A 19327-nucleotide genomic window follows, 5' to 3' on the forward strand; every position below is an offset into this window, starting at 1 on the left:
ACCAAGGCTTTTACGCTTAATCTGCCGACTGCACTTCATGAGCAAGCGCGTATTCTATGCAATTTCTGTGCTTAAGGCAATACCTTATATTTATATTTTTTACAGCAAGGCTTCATTCAGCCAAGTTAACCTTTACAGGATATGCGTTTTGGTCTTAGCACCTTAAAGGCATTTACAAAAGATTTCAATATGCCTGTGCGGTTTTCTGGTATTTTCAAATACAACCAATACTGCCGAGCACCTTGGTAACGCCGTAAAATTTTAACCTCATGAAAGCCTAAATGATGCAGTTGCACCATTCTACGCTGTGCGCCATCTGCATCCCGAAAAACTCCCAAAGAAATCGAATTATCGGCATTTAACTGGTAATCCCGAATCCCTCTTTGGGTTAATTGTTGTACCATATATTGTGCCACAGCGCGCGTTTGATAGGCAGGTAAATATACTTTGGAAGTCGTTAATTTAGGTTTACCCTGTATTTTCAGTTTGCTGCGCATCCCTTTTTTCTGAAACCAGCGTTGTGCATGTTCAGCACTTTGGCGCTTTGAATAGGTGCCTGTGCGATAACATAACTGTTTTGATGATTTTTTATGTTTTTTGCGGGGTATTTTTTTTGCTGACACGGATTTTGCCGTGCTGGTTTTTTTCTCAGGTTTTTTTTCTGATTTTTGAGCACTGGCAGTTTTTGGGATAACCAGTGGTGGCGTTGCTTGTGGCAAGGCCATTGGTAATTTGGCTAAGGTTTGCGTTGTCATTGCCGTGCTTGTTGCAAAAGGCCCTAATTGTGGTGGCGGCGTGGTCATTGCCTGCATGGCCTTTTTTGCTTGCGGCGTGCTGCTGAGCACTGCCGGAGAGCCAGACAGCGCGGCAGGTAATTTCATGAATGCGGGTGCGGCTGAAGCTTGATTGGCACCACTGCTCGTATCCGTTACAGGTTTTGCCTTTGCTTCGGGTTTGATACGAAATTGTCGTAAATCGCTGAATGCCTGCCCCATATTATCCGGTAAATTAGAGAGTTTTTGCACAAAAGCGGGATCTTTCTGTCTGCTGCCTTGCTGCTCGCTGACAGTCTTAGGTTGTGGGATCGGCATTGATGGGGTTGCTGCTTGTGCAATTATTGTTGTCGTCAACTCATCACCACTGACAGTACCTGCCTGTATTTTATTTTCGCCAGCTTCTGTTGGCGCTTCTGCCAAGTCAGTTACAAGGGGCTGTTCCGTGCCGTCCTCATTGACAAAAGGAGGGGCAACAGTTTTAGAAATGGCTGGAGGTTCAGTTGCGCCTTTCATTGCAACAGCGATAACTTCAGCTTCAGCAGGTGTTATGGATGCTGTTTGCGTTGCAGGGCTGGTCTGTAATAAAGCCGCCGGTGCCTGCTCGGATAATAGCGCAAGTTGTGGAACACCCTTGGGTAACTTGGCAACTGATGTTTTTTCAGCTTGTGGCGGGGCATAAAATTGCCAGTAATAAAAGGCTGCTAAATTGCCTAATAATAAAAATAAAGCAATGCTTCTCATGATGTTTTTTCCGCAATAACCGCAATACCTTGCAGTACCAATTCAGGCACCCAGTGGCAGGTATCGGGCAGGTAAGGATATAAAATTTTTGCATCCCCGCCTGTCAGCAGGCAAGTGACCGGCATTTTAGTATTCTGTTCCACTTCATTTAATAAACGCATAACTGCTCCAGATACAGCATATACGGTGCCAATTTCTATACATTGTTGCGTATTCCGTCCCCAATATTGCTGCTGTTTTGGATTTGATTCCCGTTTGCTATTTTGTTGGATTTGAGCGCACTTAGTCAGGGTGTTTGTGCTTGCTGACAAGGCATGGGTGCGCTGCCCCAGAGATTGTGCCATCATTGTTAATCCAGGTAAAATCATTCCACCTTTATGATGACCGTTTTTATCTAAAATATCCACTGTTACCGCTGTGCCACAGTCAACAACACAAACATTTGCACTTGTTTTTTGACGCGCTGCCAATAACGCCAGCCAGCGATCCACGCCCAGTTGCTGCGCCTGTTCATAGCCATTTAACACACCAAAAGCCTGGGTTTGTACTTTTACCCAGTGCAGCGGTACATCCCAACGCTGCGCCACCCATTGCGTCAATAAGCGGTTTTGTGCGGGACTGACAACACTGGCTATCCAGACTGCTTCAGGTTTTTCGGCTAGTGTAATCTCATTTAAGGCACTTAAATTGTAAGCACTATCGTGCATTTTGCTACAACGAGATTGCTGTAGTAAACACCATTTTAAGCGTGTATTGCCAGCATCAAGCAATAAAATCATAACCAGGATAATAAAAACAAAACCATACCCAAACTTGCCAGTACAACGCCCAGCAATGGCATATTCAACACATACAGGCTTTCCAGGGCAAGAATCAAAGCACCACTGATGAGCAGCGCGCCACCACCGATAGAAAACCGGTTTTTCTGACCTAATTGTTCAACTTCACTGCGTAAGGCGCGTAATTCTGTAATGGTTTCCGTGCGGTGTTTGCGTACATGACGGATTTCCGCAAGATTATCATGAATTAATCCCGGTAATTCCGGCAAAGCCTCTAATAATTCAGGCATGTGCTCTTTGAAATTATGAAAAACTGCGCGCACCCCGATTCGCTCACGCACCCAACGCTCCAGAAAAGGCTGAGCCGTTTGCCAGAGATCCAGGTCAGGATAAAGCTGCCGCCCCAAGCCTTCGATATTAAGCAGGGTTTTTTGCAACAAAACCAACTGTGGCTGAATTTCCATATTAAAACGCCGCGCAGTCTGAAACAATCGCAGCAACAGTAAACCGAAAGAAATTTCTTTCAGTGGGCGGTTAAAAATCGGCTCACAGACACTGCGAATTGCACTTTCAAACTCTTCCACCCGCGTACCTAGCGGCACCCATTCGGAATCAACGTGCAACTGCGCAACCTTGCGATAATCACGGTTAAAAAAAGCCAGAAAATTTTCTGCCAGATAATGCTGATCGGAAGGGTTTAAGGTGCCAACGATACCAAAATCCACTGCGATATAAGCAGGATATTCGGGATTGGTTATGTCGATAAAAATATTTCCGGGGTGCATGTCGGCATGAAAAAAATTATCCCGGAATACCTGGGTGAAAAACACCTCAACACCGGCTTCAGCCAGATAACGAAAATTAACCCCCGCATCTCTTAAAGTTTGCATATCACTGACGGGTACGCCATGCATCCGTTCCATGACCATGACATTTTTATGGGTGTAATCCCATTCCACTTCAGGAATATAAAGCAGTTCAGAGTTTTCAAAATTACGCCGCAACAAGGTACAGTTAGCCGCTTCCTGAAATAAATCCAATTCGTTATACAGGGTGTGTTCAAATTCCTGAACCACTTCCACCGGTCGCAGTCTGCGCCCATCCGCAGAATAACGCTGTGCCAGATGTGCCAGCAGATACATGACTTCAACATCCTGACGAATTTTAGGACGGATGCCGGGGCGCACCACCTTAACCACAACGTCTTCACCATCATTTAGCGTGGCTTTGTGTACCTGGGCAATGGATGCCGCAGCCAGTGGTTCTGGATCAAATTCACGAAACAGAACATCTAAAGGTTTGCGATAGGCCTGGGTGATAATCTCCTCAGCCTGACCGGGAGGCAAGGGCCTGACCCGATCCTGTAGCTTGGCTAATTCCTCAGCAATATCATCAGGCAGTAAATCACGCCGGGTGGATAAAATCTGCCCAAATTTGATAAAAATCGGGCCTAACTCTTCCAGCGTATGACGGATACGCTCACCTCGGGGACGGGTTTTATCACTCAGCCAATAGCTTGGGGTTAAATATAAAGGTAAACGAAAAACCCAGGAAACCTGAGTTTCTTCAAGCATTTCATCTAAACCATTGCGTACCAGGGTATGGTAGATGTTAAACAGGCGTAAAACCTGACGAAAAGGAAGTAAAGAAGCCATATCACGCGCTTTTAATTAGGAAACAGGCAAAACGTATTATATTAACCCGAATTCCATATCAATTTCAGATTAATTTATAGGCTACTGCCGGAATCAAGGGAGACAATATCTGTATAAACCTGCTTTATGGTTTCGTTATACTGGACATTTGTTGCAAAAACATTTTTACTCTTTCCATGAGCACCTGTTTTTTTTGAATATCTTGTTGTGGAAAACAGCATTATCCAATAAACAGGTGTGCTTCTGATTAAGTTACCTATTTAAGGAATTTCTATGTATATCGTAACTGGCGGTGCCGGTTTTATTGGCAGTAATATTGTAAAAGCCCTCAATGAACGCGGAGAAAGCGACATTCTGGTAGTCGATAATCTGGAAAACGGCATCAAATTTAAAAATCTGACAGATTGTGAAATTGCTGATTTTCAGGATAAACGTGATTTTATTCAGGATATTCGCCAGGGCAAAACTGCTTTTGATCCGCAGCGTGTGCGCGGTGTATTTCATCTTGGTGCCTGCTCTTCCACCACCGAATGGGACGGGCGTTATATGATGGATAATAATTATGAATACACAAAAACACTGTTTCTGGCTTGCCAGGAATATCAGATTCCGTTTTTATACGCTTCCAGCGCCTCGGTTTACGGTGATGGTAATGTATTCAGTGAGCAGCGAGACCATGAAGCACCGCTGAATGTTTACGGTTATTCCAAATTTTTGTTTGACCAATATCTGCGCCGGTATATGGCAAAACATCCACAGCACAGTCAGGTTGCGGGTTTTCGTTATTTCAACGTGTATGGGCCGCGTGAGCAGCACAAAGGCACCATGTCCAGTGTCGCCTTTCATTTTAATAACCAGGTTCAGGAAAACAGCAAGCTCAAATTATTTGAAGGCTGTGATGGTTATGCCAACGGTGAGCAGCGCCGGGACTTTATTTATGTCGGTGATGCAGTTGGCGTTAATTTATGGTTCCTGGATAACCCCGAAGTTTCCGGCATATTCAACGTTGGTACCGGGCGCAGCCAAAGCTTTAATGATGTTGCCAATGCCGTGTTAGCTTGGCACCAGCAGGGGGAAATTGAATATATTCCTTTTCCTGAGCATCTCAAAGGCCGCTATCAGAGTTTTACCCAGGCAGATATCAGCACCTTGCGTCAGGCGGGTTATGATAAACCCTTTAAGACCGTAGAAGAAGGGGTGAAAGCGTATCTGGAACAGTTGAACACGCTGGAAACCAAATAAACATCTATAGCGCCTAACGTAGGCCAAGCGTACCAGTTGCCACCAGTTTTTGTTCAATGTTCAGTACTGGAAAGTACACGAGTATTGGCAATGCTGGCGGCCTATTGCAATAGACTTGTTGTCAGGAACTTGGTTCGGTGTGTAGATAATGCTGTTCCCTTAGGAGTGAGGATAAAATAAATACAGAAACTGGGCGCAGGATTTTTATTCATTTTCAAGGCGTGAAAACAGGCGCATAGCAAGCTATGTAACTGTTTTCGGAACACAGAAAATGGAGAAAAAGACCAGCCAGGTTGCTGAAGTTATAAAATTCTCGCTCCTTAAGAAACTAACCCCTGCACAATTTCACTATAATGTGTTTCATCTGGTGTTAAATAACCATAACGCACCATAAAATCAATAATCACTAAATTGCTATTGGTTTTAAATTCATCAGTCTCTTTAACCTTTGCAATCACTTCATCAATTGGCAGACAATAAAAATCTTCAACTTCGCCATCGGTATTTTGTGGCTTAAAGTCTTCAGGTAGAAAGATATCATATAAAAACAGGGTATTGGACAAACAAGTCTGTTCCTGATCCATAGTATAAGTCAGTAACCCCACGGCTTTTGCCTGTTTTACCAGTTTTTCCGGGATATTCGCTTCTTCTGCCGACTCTTTCAGCAACACTTCCTGGGCAGTGTAACCCGCAGTTAAACCACCAGCAACCATTTGATCCAGGCGTAAGGGGAAAATTGGGCAAGCAGCACTGCGTCTGGCGATCCACATATGCAATTGCCCATCGCGCCAGGTTAGACCATTAAGATGTATGCCGTATTTACGTACACCAAATAAACTGGTTGCACCACGATCCATTTCCATTAATGCTGGCAAAGTAAAGTCGGTACACACGCGATAGTATTCATTGCGGCCTCGAAAATAATTTTTTTGCTGCCAGTGGCTTAATATCTCTGCCAGTGCGTGAGTGCGTTGCACTGGTGTATGCAAGTGATCCTGGAGAACGATGGCCTCAGATGTGACAGTAAAAATATCAGGATGTTCCTGAAACAGTTCAATACGGCTGTGGTGAATCGCGCCTACGGCCTGGCTTTGAATATAAAATGGAATAAAATGCTGCGGATTGTGCTGGTTGCATTGTGTTACCCAGCGTAATAATTTTTTTGACATGATTTAACCTGGATTCTACCTATGGTTTTTTATCCAAAACACTTAAATCTGGAGCGCAGCATCAATAACTTAGCGTGAGGTGAAAGCGACTTTCAGGAGCACAGTGTATGAATGAAGCTTACACCGAACTCAAGTTATCTATAAAATAACCAGATGCGCCCGAATCCCCTGCGCTGTAATTTGCTGTAAAATTTGTGCCGACCCCACTTCACCTAATTCATATTGTATGATCATTAAATGCGGGTTATCCGATTCAAACACGGCAGAAGCCACGCCTTCTGTTTCACAAACCGCCTCTTCCAGACGCTGGCGTTCTTGCGCATTGGTAATGTCATCAATTTGAATCATAATATCAACAAATTGATAAATACCAATCTGACGAATCAGTAAACGAATGGCATCCAGGTCTTCTGCACTGATTTCTGTAATCATAAACCCTAACATATAAAGATTGTTATTAATGGGTTTACTCCAACGGCTACTGGCGCGAAAGTGAATGTAAGATTTACCGCTTTCCTGTTGGTTATCGTGGCTGGGCAATTTTTCCAGATGGATGCTGAGCAAATGTTCTTCTTCTAGCGCTATGGGTTTCTCACTTAACACCATAACCCCCATGGTGGTAATATCGGATAGATAACCGATAATACGACCTTCTTTTTGATCGATGACAGGCAGATATAAGACCAAATCCCAGCGGCGATTACGGCGTTTTTCTTTGTGAGTATCCATCGCGCTAACTTATTGAATCAAACTGCTGAGGATAGGCGGATTACGCAACGGATGCGGCTGCCCGTCCTTACCTTGCTGAAATAGTGCATGTAAAATAGCATCTTCCACCTTATCTGCACCTCTATAACCACAGCGATTTTTATTCAGAAAAAATGCAAAAGCATACAAGTTTTTGCCACTACGATCAGGGATATAACCAGCCAGTGTACTCACCTGGTGCAAGGTACCGGTTTTTCCACGCACCCGGCCTTTGGCAGGGGATTTTTTCAGGCGTCGGGAATGTGCGCCAGAAGCCCCCATCACGCGCAAAGAGCTTAAAAAATCTGGGCCAATATCAAAACGTGGGTAGGTTTTAACTAATAAATCAGTCATCGCACGGGCAGTGAAACGATTTTTTCTGGATAAACCAGAACCGTCTGTCAAATGAATGTTTTGCAGGGAAATGTCTTGCTGTTGCAAAAACTGACGAACCAGGCTTAGCGCATTCTCGTGACTGCCAGCCTGTTTGGTTTTTTCAGCAGCCAGTGTTTTTAATACCTGCTCCGCCATAAAATTACTGGAATAGGTATTTAATTCTTTTAAGATAATCGACAAGGGCGCTGATTTATAGCGATATAACATTGCAGAAGCCACTTTATCATGGCTGATATGCACCTTATCACGCACCCGTATACCTTGTTGTTGTAAAAAACCATGAAATGTAGCAATCGCATAATGTGCGGGATTATTGACGTTCAGAAAAAACACCTGCTCTGAAGCATTGACTGGCAAATGACCTTTGACTTCAATAGGTAAATGTTGATTGGCTAAAACGCTTTTGCGTTGTGCCCAGATGCCCTTACGCTTGTGATTTTTTCGGGTATTCTTTGTGGTTTTGCCTAAATTCATCAACTGCATATAAGCAGGATTCGGTTGCAGCCAGACATTCAGATCATCACCCACCTCATCACCCGGCTGCACATGCACGGCTACGCTGTTAAAATTCAGCGATAAAGCACTGAGCTTGGCATCATAAGCGCGTTGACTGCGTTTAACTTTCCAGGCAGGCGCACGATCATACTGATCAAAATAACTGACATCGGCAATTAAATTACCTGTAATTTCAGTAATACCACTTTGGCGCAATTTACGCGCAATTTCCCACAAACGTTCAGTATTTAAGGTGGGATCGCCCCCCCCTTTTAAAATCAAATTACCTTTGATTTTTCCTTGCTCAATTTTACCCGTATGCCGCACATCCGTGGTAAAACGAAATTCAGGCCCCAGGTAATGCAGGGCGGCTGCGGTAGTGACCACTTTTTGTATGGATGCAGGCAACAATGCCTCATCACTGTTGTAACTGAATATTTCTTTACCATCAGGCACGGATACCACGCGAATTGAGGTATTTTCAGCATTCAGGCAGCTAGGTTGCAGGGCTGTTTTAATTTGCCGGGAAAGCGTCTGAGGCTCTGTAGCCATGAGCGAGGTTGAAAAGGAGAATAGCAAGCAGCTAATTGTACAATTTAATAAAAATTTTCTCAGCATATCAAGCATTCCTTACATCATTATTTTTACAGGAAAACATCCAAATCACTCAAACCAAACAAGCTTCATAAAACAACATAAATGAATAAAGCACTATATTGCGGGTAAAATCTGAATTATTTACTTTGAATATAAAGTATATAACGAATTAAACTGAAAGTTTACTTTTATTCAGCATTCTGGTTTTACATTCCCATCCAATTTTTTTCTATGAGATTAAATAAATACACCCACCAAAGCCCCAGTCATACATGTGGCTAATGTACCGGCGATGATGGATTTCAAGCCCAGTCCTACAATTTCCTGGCGGCGTTCCGGTACCATAGTGCCAATACCACCAATCATAATGCCAAGGCTGCCAAAATTTGCAAAACCGCATAAGGCATAGGCCATAATTAAACGGCTGCGCTCGCTCAATGCGGTTTCAGGTAATTGCGTCATGTTCAAATAAGCCACAAATTCATTGAGAATGGTTTTCACGCCCATTAATGCGCCAGCCGCTTGCGCCTCACTCCAGGGAATGCCCATTAACCACACAACGGGAGCCATGAGCCAGCCTAATATGCGTTGCAGGGTCAACGCTTCCTGATTGATTGTGGGTAAAAGTGCCAGCAGGCTGTTGATAAGTGCAACCAGCGCAACAAATACCAGCAGCAAGGCGATCACATTAATTAACAGTTGTATGCCATCTAATGTACCTTTGCTTATCGCATCCATTGCACTGTGGGCTTGTTGCGGCGGCAGTAATGCACCCGCTGTCGGCTCCTTGGTTTCGGGCACTATAATTTGGGCAATGGCAATCGCCGCTGGAGCACTGATAACAGAGGCAATCAGCAAATGCCCCATTATATCCGGCACAACATCGCGCAGAATATTAGCATAGACAACCAATACGGTACCGGCTATGGTTGCCATGCCGGTTGCCATCAGCGTAAATAATTCGCTGCGCGTTAATTCCTTGAGATAAGGACGAATAAACAGGGGTGCTTCTGTCATGCCTACGAAGATATTTGCCGCAGTGGACAAACCCAGTGCGCCACCAATATTCAGTGTTTTTTGTAAGCCCCAGGACAGGCCACGCACAATCCAGGGTAGGATGCGCCAGTAAAACAGCAATGCGGACAAGGCGCTGACAACCAGCAACAAGGGCAGCGCCTGAAATGCCAGGATAAAACTGTTGTGGGGCGCGCTGGTGGTAAATGGCGTTTCGCCACCACCCACATAACCAAAAATAAATGAAGTACCCGCACGCGTCGCCGCTTCCAGCGCCAATACAGCGTCATTGAGCAGGGAAAATACCGTCTGTAAAAAAGGCAGATTTAATAACACTGAAGCCAGAATCAATTGTACAAGCAAACCAGCCGCCACGGTTTTCAGTTTTACTGCTCGATGGTTTTCACTTAAAGCCCAGGCCAGCAGTGGAAAAGTGAGCAAGCCCAGGATACTTTGCCAAATCATCAAGCCGCTTCCTTCCCTTGTTTTTAAGGTGCCAAACGAAAATTAAAAGCCATCACCCGTCCATTGCGCAGCACTTCAATGTCCACTGTTTGATTCGCTGCCAGTTGTTGCAAGACTTGTAAACCTTTTAATGGTGAATCCAGTTTGACAGCATTTAATTGTGTCACAATATCACCTGATTTTAAGCCTGCTTCTGTAAATAAGGCGGGTTGTTTACCAGGGTGAATGCGATAGCCCATGAATTTTCCATGCTGGCGCAGGGGCTGAATTCTAATGTAATGACCAATTGAAGCCGGATTTTCCAGAATCTGCTGGCGTTGTTTAGCAAGCTTATTTTCCAAAACCGATATGGGTTTGTTTGTCGGCATGGGGGCTGCTGAATATTGTAATTTAGCTGAGCTGTTTTTTTTACGTATCAGCTTCAGGGTTTCATAGGTTTGATTACGTTGCAATATTACACGATCAACCTGTATATCATGCAGCTTAACGCCACCAGGCAAGGTTGCACCAATCTGATATTCCTTGCCCTTGCTTTTAGGCACGGAAACCACAGCGATGGCTTGTTCTTTATCATCGCTGAATAAGGTGCCTTGCAGTGTCAGAGCAAGTTTTGTCTCTGGAATTTTTTGCAAAGCCTGGGACTGAATTTGCCGACTTGAGGTAGATAAACGCTGGCCTAATAAACTGTTTTGCAGCAATGGCTGAATGTCCAGCTTGGCTATACCGGGCTGGACAGAAGAGGTGGATGTTATATGTTGTTTTTGGGTTTGTGCTAATGGGCGTTGAATCTGTAACCAGCCTTGCATTAAATGATAAGCAGCGAATGCCGCCAGACACAAATTCAATAAAAATATCCAGGGAAAAGCTTTTAAGCGCCCCAGGAATGCAAAGTCTGGCACAAACACTAGTGACTGCGCGCTAATGCCTGAGCGCGGCTACGGGCTTCACGCAGACAACTGGCATCACCCATACCATCACAAGCCAGTGCAATTACCGTCCAATTGCGAATGCGCAGCCATTTATTATCACTGGACAAGGTATTGGATTTTGCTGCAAGACTGGCGGCTTTAGCCCACTCTTCCTGATTCAATCTGACGCCTGCCAGATTATGCCATAACACCGGATTTTGTGGCGCAATGCGCAATGCCCGTTCAAGCAGCGCCGCAGACTGTTCGCTATTGCCCTTGCTGAATTCTTCATGTGCACTTTTGAGCAGGGAAGAAACAGCCGCAGAAGCGTCTGCGGCTGACAGTGGCAGACTAAATGCCAGCAACCCTAGCAGCAACAAGACTTGTTTCAGCATCGCTGTATATTTCAAAAAAGACAATAACATTATTAATTTCCAGTTACTTTTTTCAGGGTATTATCCCGGACTATAAGCCAACATGCCAGAGTCCTGGTTTACGATAAAAGGTATTTTCACCGTTCCAGCACGTTGCGTCAAACTGCCTTTAGGCGCATGGACTCTACGCCATTGCACATATTTAGGTGATGTCTTGCTTAACGATGACGCTTTTGCAATACGCATAAAATCAGCCCACACTTTCATTGCACCCCCGCCGCCGGTTAATTGAATGGATTTATTATCATCGCGCCCAACCCAGGCAACCGCCAGTAGATCACTACCGTAACCGGCAAACCAGCTATCGCGATAATTATTCGTAGTACCGGTTTTTCCTGCCAATCGCATATGCTCAGGTAACAGCGCTTTGGCGGTGGAACGCCCTGTGCCACCGCGTACCGCCTGTTGCAAGGCATGATTAAGCAGGAATACAGAGGCAGGATTAAAACGTGGTTCAACCTGCACACCATAGCGGTTTAACGGTTTACCATCATGCGCCAGAACATCACGAATGGTACGCAAAGGCGTACGGAAACCACCGCTGGCCAGGGTTTGATACATTTGCGTGACTTCAACCGGGCTGAGATCAATACCACCGAGCAAGGTTGCAGGATAAACGGTGATATCTTTATCCAAACCCAAGCGAATCAGGGTGTTTTTCACCGTATCCAAGCCCAATTCAAAACCCAGGTGTACTGTCGCCAGGTTATAGGAATAACCCAACGCCTTAAACAGTGGCACCTTGCCGTGGATTTTTCCGCTGTAATTACGCGGTTTCCAAACCTTGCCGGTTTGTTTATTCGTCCATTCAAATTTGCTGTCATCCAACGAGGAAAGCAAGGAATAGGTACGGGAATTCTCCAGTGCCGTCAGATAAATGGCTGGTTTGATTAAAGAACCTACCGAGCGCTTAGCATTTAATGCGCGGTTAAAACCACTAAATCCCGCCCGGCGATCACCAATCACTGCCAGCACTTCACCATTTTCAGGGCGCGTCACCACCAGTGCACCATTGAGTTTGCCACGCAATTTACGGTTTTGTTTTTCTAATTTATGTATGCGTTTCACCATTGCCGTTTGTGCCTGACGTTGACGCATGGGATCCAGGGTCGTAAAAACCTGCAAACCTTCAGAACGCAAATCTTCTTCCCGGTAATCCTCTTTTAACTGCAAACGCACCATATCCAGAAAAGCTGGATAAGGGGTTTTACTGCGTGGCTGTTTTGCCACCACATTCAACGGCTCACCTAAGGACTCTTCCATCTGGACTTCGCTAATCACGCCTTGCTGATACATTTGTTTTAAGATCAAGGCACGGCGTTTTTTCGCCTTTTCCGGGTTTTTACGTGGATTGTAATAGGATGCGCCACGTATCAAACCCACCAACAGCGCAATTTCAGGAATATCCAACTGTTCCAAAGGTCGGTTAAAATAAAACCAGGAAGCGGTAGCAACGCCATGAATTTCATGCGCACCGTTTTGACCAAAATATACTTCATTTAGATAGGCCTCCAGAATTTCATCTTTTTCGTAATGTAATTCCAGCAATAAAGCCATGCTGGCTTCATTAAACTTACGCTTGAGTGTACGCTCTGGCGTCAGAATCAGGTTTTTAACCAACTGTTGCGTCAGCGTACTACCCCCTTGTGACCAACTGCCGCCTTTGATATTCATCCATACGGCACGACCAATAGCATACAGATTAATGCCATTGTGCGTATAAAACTCCCGATCCTCGACTGCAATCAAAGCCTGAATCAGCAAGGGTGGCACTTTCTTGATTTTTACCAGGCTGCGATCTTCTTTATGCGTGGGGTAAATTTTGGCAATCTGCATCGGATCCAGGCGCAAGACTGGCATAAATTTGCGTTTTTCCAACTCTGCAATATGCGTGATTACCGTACCTTTATTTTTAAATCGAATCCGAATTTTCCGCGCAGGTTCCTTACCATCCCAAAAGCTGAAAGGACGGGTATACACAAAAACATCCCGTCCACGGGTGTAATAATCCCCTGGTTTGTCTAAACTCGAAGTTTTGCGATAACCTGAATCTGATAATTCTGTTTGCACCTCAGCCAGTTTGATTTCCATCCCCGCATAAATTTCTAACGGGCGCGCAAATACCTTGGCAGGCAAAGCCCAGCGCTTACCCTCAAAACGCTCACGCACTTCTGCATCCATAGTCAGCGCGTAAGATAACAGGGGTATGGTAATCAGCAGCAATAATAACCAGCGCAATTTAAACAGGAAAAAACGCTGATTGTGCACTTTTTTCTGGCGCTGTTGCCGTAACTGGGAACGTCTTTTATAAGTTTTTCCGTGAGCCATTTCTAAATAAACCTTGCAAATCAACAAGATGAACTAGATTGCTATAATTTACTTTACAATCTCATCCTTAAGATTATGATAATACATGAATCTTTTATAAAATCATACATCGTTCCTATGTCTGGAAGAAGTATTTTTAAGGCAAACTGGCCTCTTCCGCTTCCTTATCTTTACCCATGCTGAATTCCTTGGCAACATGGAAGCCATGACAATCCACGCAGGTTGATTGCAAGCGGCTGTCATCATGCACGCCGCCGTGACAATTACGACAGGTCTCAATATCCGGCAACAGAATTTCACTGCTGTTATTGGACTCCTGCGCCAGATGACAACTGGTGCAATTCATGGTCTGGTGTTTAATATGTGAATAACGGGCGCGGGGTAGCCAGTCCGAGTTAATACGGATGGGGATAATACGCCACTTTGGCGGACTTTCCTGCACCTTTTCAACTTGATGGCATTCAACGCAAACACTGAACTCAAACACCTCTTCGGCAACTTCTTCCGCTTTCTCCCGCGCCCAGTTCAGCGCGATCATGCGCTCTTCGCCTTCCAGTTCCTCATCGGGAAAACGCTCAATTTGCACGATTTCCGGCACATCAAAGTCGTTACGATAATTACCGCGCAGTGCCTGAGTGCTGTAATAATCTAAAATGGTGTAAAGCACCTCTCCCACTTCACCATGCGGCACAACGCGATCCAGTTCCATCGGCTCAAAGCTGAGTTTATGGCATTCCTGACAGTGCTGTTCAAAATTGATCGGCTTAAAGCCTGCCCCGCCTGGTTCTAAAGTATGGCAATCATCACACCATAAACGATAAATGCCATCAATGGTTTCCAGGCCTTTACGCGAAAGATGCACATCATGTGGATGTTCCAGATTTGATTGCTCCATATAACGGACTTCATCATCCATTGCAACCCGTTTGCTGATATCCTGACCATCAATATGACTGGTCAAGGTTGGTTTAAATGCTGGATGCTGCTCACCAAAATCTCTCGCATCTTCCAGCGTAGTATTCACACCCTGTTCACTTAAATCTTTATGGCAATCACTACACAACTGATCATCACGGTTGATCAGCGCGTGTTTGCCATTATGCTCAATATGGCAGATGGCGCAACGGTCATTAAAGCGATCCAGTTCAAAAAATTCCGGGTCAACATGAGGATGGGTTTTATCGTGACAGGCCACGCAGGCTTTATCCTGCACCGGCTCAAAAGGCGTTTGATGGCAGGTGGTGCAATCTTCACGGAAAAAATGATGGGCTGCCGCAACCTCGCCGGAGTTCCAGAAATTATCTGTTAACAGTTTCGGCATGGCTGGCAGCTCTACATATTCCTCGTCTGTAGACAGGTATTCTTCAATATCTGAAACCCAGGGCTGATACCAGTCAGCTAAATAAATATAAGTCAGTGGCAGGGCAAAAAACAGTAATAATATGCTGAAAAAAGACCACAAAGACAAGCGCCGCATATTCAGCTTGGTATCACTGAGCGATAACTGCGCGCGAGTCTGGATATGCTCATCTATGTCCCGCAACAAACGCCGGGTTTCCACTTCCAGCACCAGATCATAATTTTCACGGGTACTGACGTGGATCAGCGAATCACCAATCCGGATGGTGTCACCGGGTTTAATCAGCGTGTTTTGTACCAGCTGATCATTAACCCGCACCCCGGATACTGAACGGGTACGCAGCAAAAAACGTCCCGCCGCTGCGGTGGTAATTTCCGCATGTTGCAGCGCGACGCGTAAATCCGGCAAAAATACAATTTGCTCACCGCCGCGACCAATAGTGATCGGCAGACCATTATGAATGCGATCACGATAGACCGCGCCGGATTTAGCTTGGCGAATAATCGTACTAATAAGACAAAGCATGATAATAGACTTCAGAAGTTAAGGAGTGAGGATGAAATAAGTGCAGGAACTGGGCGCAGGATTTTTATTCATTTTCAAGGCGTGAAAACAGGCGCATAGCAAGCTATGTAACTGTTTTCACAACGCAGAAAATGGAGAAAAAGACCAGCCAGGTTGCTGAAGTTATAAAATTCTCGCTCCTAAGTAACTTTCCAGGCATTAAATGGGTGTTACGCAAAAGCTTCTTTTTCGCAGGTTTTGCAACTTTGGAAACACGAAAAAACTGCTTTTGCTGTATACCAGTACAGTAACTGGTAAAAACAAATAATAACTTCAGGACTGGCAGTCCTTAAAGGACTGCCAGTCCTACGCTCAAAGTTATTATGTGAACTTAGTGTTCGCTGTACTAGTTTTCATCTGCATCTTGCTAACATTAATTTTAATTATTATAGCTGCTGCGTAACGTAAGCGAAGCAGCAACTATTACCAATATAAAAACACCGTAACAATATGAATAATCAACGCTGCCAGCATAGCAAAAGATAAGGGTACATGCACATAACGCCAGATATCCATCCAGGCCTGATAACGCACACTGCGGCGCAGACGCCCCACCAATGCATTTTTGCGCTCCAGCAACTCCAGTAAACGCCGCATTTGTCCAGCTTGTTCTTTGTTTTCAGTATGCAATAAATGCTCGGCAATCACAAACATGGCGTAATCATGGCTTTCATCGCCACTACCGCTACATGACTTTTTCAAGGCCTGGCGCTGTTGTTTGGAAATTTTACGTTGCAAACGGGGGTTAGCAGCGGTTAACTGCTGCCAGACATTGCCACCTAAAACGGTACGCTCAATGGAATGTAACAAAGCCGTGTGAATCTGCTCATTCAAGCCTTCACCCAATTCCAGCACTTCCTGTTCCAGGTCAATGATTTCATGCAATATCAAATCCTGTGTCATGCCCCCCTGATTATCCGCCATTTTTTGCGGTAGACGCAAATATGCACTGACCCCATATAAACCACTGAATACCACCAGCATCATTAACACATAAGCCAGGGTATGGACATTCACGCCAAACTGGAAGCCGGTGTGCAAAGTGACTATCATCACCGTCGCCAGTCCCAGATAGATATGCGCAGAGACCCAGCTTTGTACACTGCCAATGTAAGAGCAATAGCAACGTTTACGCACCCCCAGCCACATCAGCCATAAAATTAATAAGCTGCCAAGAATACCCGTTGCGTAACCCAGTTGCGTACCACCATTATGCGGTACACCCAGCCCGGTGTCTTCCACCAGATACAACAGCAACACCAAAGCCGACAACAGCAGCGCAATTTTAAGATGCAGCATCTGACGATAAAGTAAAAAAGATTGATGCATTAGATTTTTTCCAGTAAACGGCTATCCACTTCCTTGAGTACGGTTGCTGTGGTGCTTAATACACCCGCCATATCTTTCCAGTTGGTGGCAGATGCGGTCAAAGACAAATCAATTAACACCAGCCCTTTCTCAAAACAATCCACCCATTTGGAAGATTGCTCCTTGTGCAGAAAATTCAAAATATCCGCTGTATTTTTCTGCCAGACCAGACCTTCCTGCACCTTACCTTGCATTTCTATAGTCTGTTTGATTTTTCGGTCAACCATCAGTTCCAGTTGGGTTAAGGCTTTGCGTAATCGGGTGCTTTTTACGCTTTTAATTTCCTGGGATAACTTACCAATATCAGTAATACACTGTTGCAAGGATTTAGAGACTTTATGGGAATTAACATCAACCCCCTGTAATTTATTAAAATATAAATCGTTATTGCTTTTTGCAGTACTGATTGTTGTTGTTACGTTAGTACCAAAAAGAAAGTTTAAAAAACCTTTGGCGGCTTGTTTGAGCTGTGATGTCGTTTTACCCTTTTTATTTTTATTATAGGATTTTTTCAGTTTCTCCAGCTCTTTAGTCACTTTTTTTCGTGCCTTATCGGCATCAATTGCCAGCTTGTAAACCTGGGTGGCTAATGCCGCAACAGCCTTGACAATACCATAAATGCCCACAATTAAACCAAACCCTGCCGAGCCAATAGAGCCAACCACGCCAACCGTAATGCTGCCAAGTTCCAAACCAATGGCAACGGCGGCTTTTATTTTATACTTTTTATATTCGGCTTTGGTTTTAACATAATTATCCCAAGCTTTATTCATGCCAGTAATGGCTGCTTTTTGCAGTTTTTTCATCGCCTCCTGAATATCTTTTTTAAATTGTTGAATGCCCTGGCCTTTTTCTTTGGAAGTAACATCATCTTTGGTCAAACACAGCACGTCCAATTCTTTAGCTTTTTTAATCAGACTTTGCAGCATTTTATTGTAGGCGGTGGTAGCGGGATTTGTGAGTTTTTGCTGCAACAGGGGGTCTTTGTTAATTTTTGCAAAAATTGTATTATCAATTTCACAGGCAACGGTAATCCAGACGGGCCGGGTTTTTGTGGCCTTCAAAGACTTTAATTTGGATTCATTGACGATTGCTCGCCATACGTCAAACTCTAATAAGACTAATTGTGCCATGTCCTGTTTCCCCTTTTGTATAATGCGGCAGAAATCACAACAAATCAGATACACTCAGTGTTCTCAACATCTAGGAGGCTGTCCGAGAACACAAGACCTACTGCGAAAAAGCTGGATTTGCTCAGATTTCTCCCTTATTTTCGTTAAATATACCCAACAACGCCTCAAATAATAAAAAAATCGTAACCGTTCACCTACACCCCACATATAGGTATAAAAGGGGACGCTACCCTTTTATTAAGAATTATTGTAAACTTAACTCATGCCCAGAATCGCTCGTACAGTTTTTGCAGAACTTCCGCACCATATTATCCAGCGCGGTAATCGTCGTGGAAATGTATTTTTCACTGATGAAGACCGTGATGTTTATCTGGAATGGTTACAGGAATATTGCCAGAAACATGAGGTTGAGATATTAGCATATTGTCTGATGACAAATCATGTTCACTTGGTTGCTGCTCCCAAGACGGAATCCGGGTTGCAGCGCGTCTTCAAACCCATACATATGCGTTATGCTCAATATATCAATCGCCAATATGGATGGTCTGGTCATTTATGGCAAGGTCGCTTTTTCTCCAGCCCTCTTGATGAAGCTTATTTGTGGTTTTGTGTGCGTTATGTAGAACGCAATCCGGTCAGGGCGGGCATGGTTGAACGGGCAGAAGATTATCTCTGGTCAAGTGCTGCTGCGCATTGCGGTTTAAGAGATGATGCTTTATTAACAACAGATTCCATTCACTGCAAAGTTTTTGAAGATATTTCAGATTACTCAGCCTGGTTAGGCGAGGATGATAACGATACACAATTGAATATCATGCGACGCAATATTCAAAAAAACTTGCCTTGTGGTTCGAATCCATTTATTGAGCAATTGGAACGGATTTCTGGACGCATATTAAGTTTTCGACCCATTGGTAGGCCTAAAAAAGCAATAAAAGGGTAGCGTCCCCTTTTAATCCAGATATTGTCGAGCTATTGATTCGTATTATTCAGAAAAAAGGGCTTAATAAAAGTAAACGCTATCCTCAATTTGTCTTTACCAGCCATCAAATCGAACTTATGAAATCCTTAAGTAGTAAGCGTTCTATTTTCTTGGCTGAAAAAAATCGACATGGGGCAAGTAGTATTCAGTGTGCCGCAGATTTTGAAGGTATTG

Annotated in this window: 15 protein-coding genes; 2 read left to right on the plus strand and 13 right to left on the minus strand. The window is 44.3% G+C overall.

Annotation, left to right across the window (positions count from 1 at the left end):
• Window positions 1-125 precede the first annotated feature (125 nt).
• Genes QUF61_RS07265 through ubiB form a run of 3 tightly spaced genes read right to left on the minus strand, consistent with a single transcriptional unit; the run spans window position 126 to window position 3951 of the window.
• The gene (locus tag QUF61_RS07265; RefSeq protein ID WP_289681178.1) at window positions 126-1517 is read right to left on the minus strand and encodes a hypothetical protein; all 1392 of its coding nucleotides are present in this window, start codon (window positions 1515-1517) and stop codon (window positions 126-128) included.
• Window positions 1514-2296, minus strand: a complete 783-nt coding sequence (locus QUF61_RS07270; RefSeq protein ID WP_289681179.1) for a type III pantothenate kinase — start codon at window positions 2294-2296, stop codon at window positions 1514-1516. Before QUF61_RS07270 ends, QUF61_RS07265 begins: the two co-directional genes overlap by 4 nt.
• The gene (ubiB, locus tag QUF61_RS07275; protein WP_289681180.1) at window positions 2293-3951 is read right to left on the minus strand and encodes a ubiquinone biosynthesis regulatory protein kinase UbiB; all 1659 of its coding nucleotides are present in this window, start codon (window positions 3949-3951) and stop codon (window positions 2293-2295) included. The genes QUF61_RS07270 and ubiB overlap by 4 nt, the downstream gene beginning before the upstream one ends.
• Before the next feature lie 273 nt (window positions 3952-4224).
• Between ubiB and rfaD the strand changes: the two genes are divergently transcribed.
• The gene (rfaD, locus tag QUF61_RS07280) at window positions 4225-5193 is read left to right on the plus strand and encodes an ADP-glyceromanno-heptose 6-epimerase (RefSeq protein ID WP_289681181.1); all 969 of its coding nucleotides are present in this window, start codon (window positions 4225-4227) and stop codon (window positions 5191-5193) included.
• A 320-nt stretch (window positions 5194-5513) separates the two neighbouring features.
• Here rfaD and QUF61_RS07285 read toward each other — a convergent pair whose 3' ends face one another.
• The 10 genes from QUF61_RS07285 to QUF61_RS07330 all read right to left on the minus strand — a co-directional run bounded on the left by QUF61_RS07285 (window position 5514) and on the right by QUF61_RS07330 (window position 18171).
• The gene (locus QUF61_RS07285) at window positions 5514-6362 is read right to left on the minus strand and encodes a DUF4743 domain-containing protein (RefSeq protein ID WP_289681182.1); all 849 of its coding nucleotides are present in this window, start codon (window positions 6360-6362) and stop codon (window positions 5514-5516) included.
• A 138-nt stretch (window positions 6363-6500) separates the two neighbouring features.
• A complete protein-coding gene (locus tag QUF61_RS07290) occupies window positions 6501-7091 on the minus strand; it encodes a PilZ domain-containing protein (RefSeq protein ID WP_289681183.1) in 591 nt (196 codons plus the stop codon).
• Between the two features lie 9 nt (window positions 7092-7100).
• A complete protein-coding gene (gene dacB, locus QUF61_RS07295; protein WP_289681184.1) occupies window positions 7101-8552 on the minus strand; it encodes a D-alanyl-D-alanine carboxypeptidase/D-alanyl-D-alanine endopeptidase in 1452 nt (483 codons plus the stop codon).
• 282 nt (window positions 8553-8834) lie between these two features.
• Complete coding sequence (locus tag QUF61_RS07300; RefSeq protein ID WP_289681185.1) at window positions 8835-10076, minus strand: NupC/NupG family nucleoside CNT transporter; 1242 nt, start codon at window positions 10074-10076, stop codon at window positions 8835-8837.
• Between the two features lie 23 nt (window positions 10077-10099).
• A complete protein-coding gene (gene gspC, locus QUF61_RS07305; protein ID WP_289681186.1) occupies window positions 10100-10975 on the minus strand; it encodes a type II secretion system protein GspC in 876 nt (291 codons plus the stop codon).
• A 5-nt stretch (window positions 10976-10980) separates the two neighbouring features.
• Window positions 10981-11409, minus strand: a complete 429-nt coding sequence (locus QUF61_RS07310) for a hypothetical protein (RefSeq protein ID WP_289681187.1) — start codon at window positions 11407-11409, stop codon at window positions 10981-10983.
• A 30-nt stretch (window positions 11410-11439) separates the two neighbouring features.
• On the minus strand, window positions 11440-13746 hold the full coding sequence (gene mrcB, locus QUF61_RS07315; protein WP_289681188.1) for a penicillin-binding protein 1B: 2307 nt from the start codon (window positions 13744-13746) through the stop codon (window positions 11440-11442).
• 136 nt (window positions 13747-13882) lie between these two features.
• Complete coding sequence (locus tag QUF61_RS07320; RefSeq protein ID WP_289681189.1) at window positions 13883-15631, minus strand: FHA domain-containing protein; 1749 nt, start codon at window positions 15629-15631, stop codon at window positions 13883-13885.
• A gap of 462 nt (window positions 15632-16093) precedes the next feature.
• On the minus strand, window positions 16094-16999 hold the full coding sequence (locus QUF61_RS07325; RefSeq protein ID WP_289681190.1) for a hypothetical protein: 906 nt from the start codon (window positions 16997-16999) through the stop codon (window positions 16094-16096).
• The gene (locus QUF61_RS07330; RefSeq protein ID WP_289681191.1) at window positions 16999-18171 is read right to left on the minus strand and encodes a hypothetical protein; all 1173 of its coding nucleotides are present in this window, start codon (window positions 18169-18171) and stop codon (window positions 16999-17001) included. The genes QUF61_RS07325 and QUF61_RS07330 overlap by 1 nt, the downstream gene beginning before the upstream one ends.
• A 262-nt stretch (window positions 18172-18433) precedes the next feature.
• Here QUF61_RS07330 and QUF61_RS07335 point away from each other — a divergent pair, with 262 nt between their 5' ends.
• Window positions 18434-19114 (plus strand): transposase, encoded by a 681-nt coding sequence (locus QUF61_RS07335; protein ID WP_289681192.1) that lies wholly within the window; start codon window positions 18434-18436, stop codon window positions 19112-19114.
• The last annotated feature ends 213 nt before the right edge of the window (window positions 19115-19327 follow it).

Origin of the sequence: Candidatus Venteria ishoeyi (assembly GCF_030378065.1) — a bacterium.
GTDB classification, from domain to species: Bacteria; Pseudomonadota; Gammaproteobacteria; order Beggiatoales; family Beggiatoaceae; genus Venteria; species Venteria ishoeyi.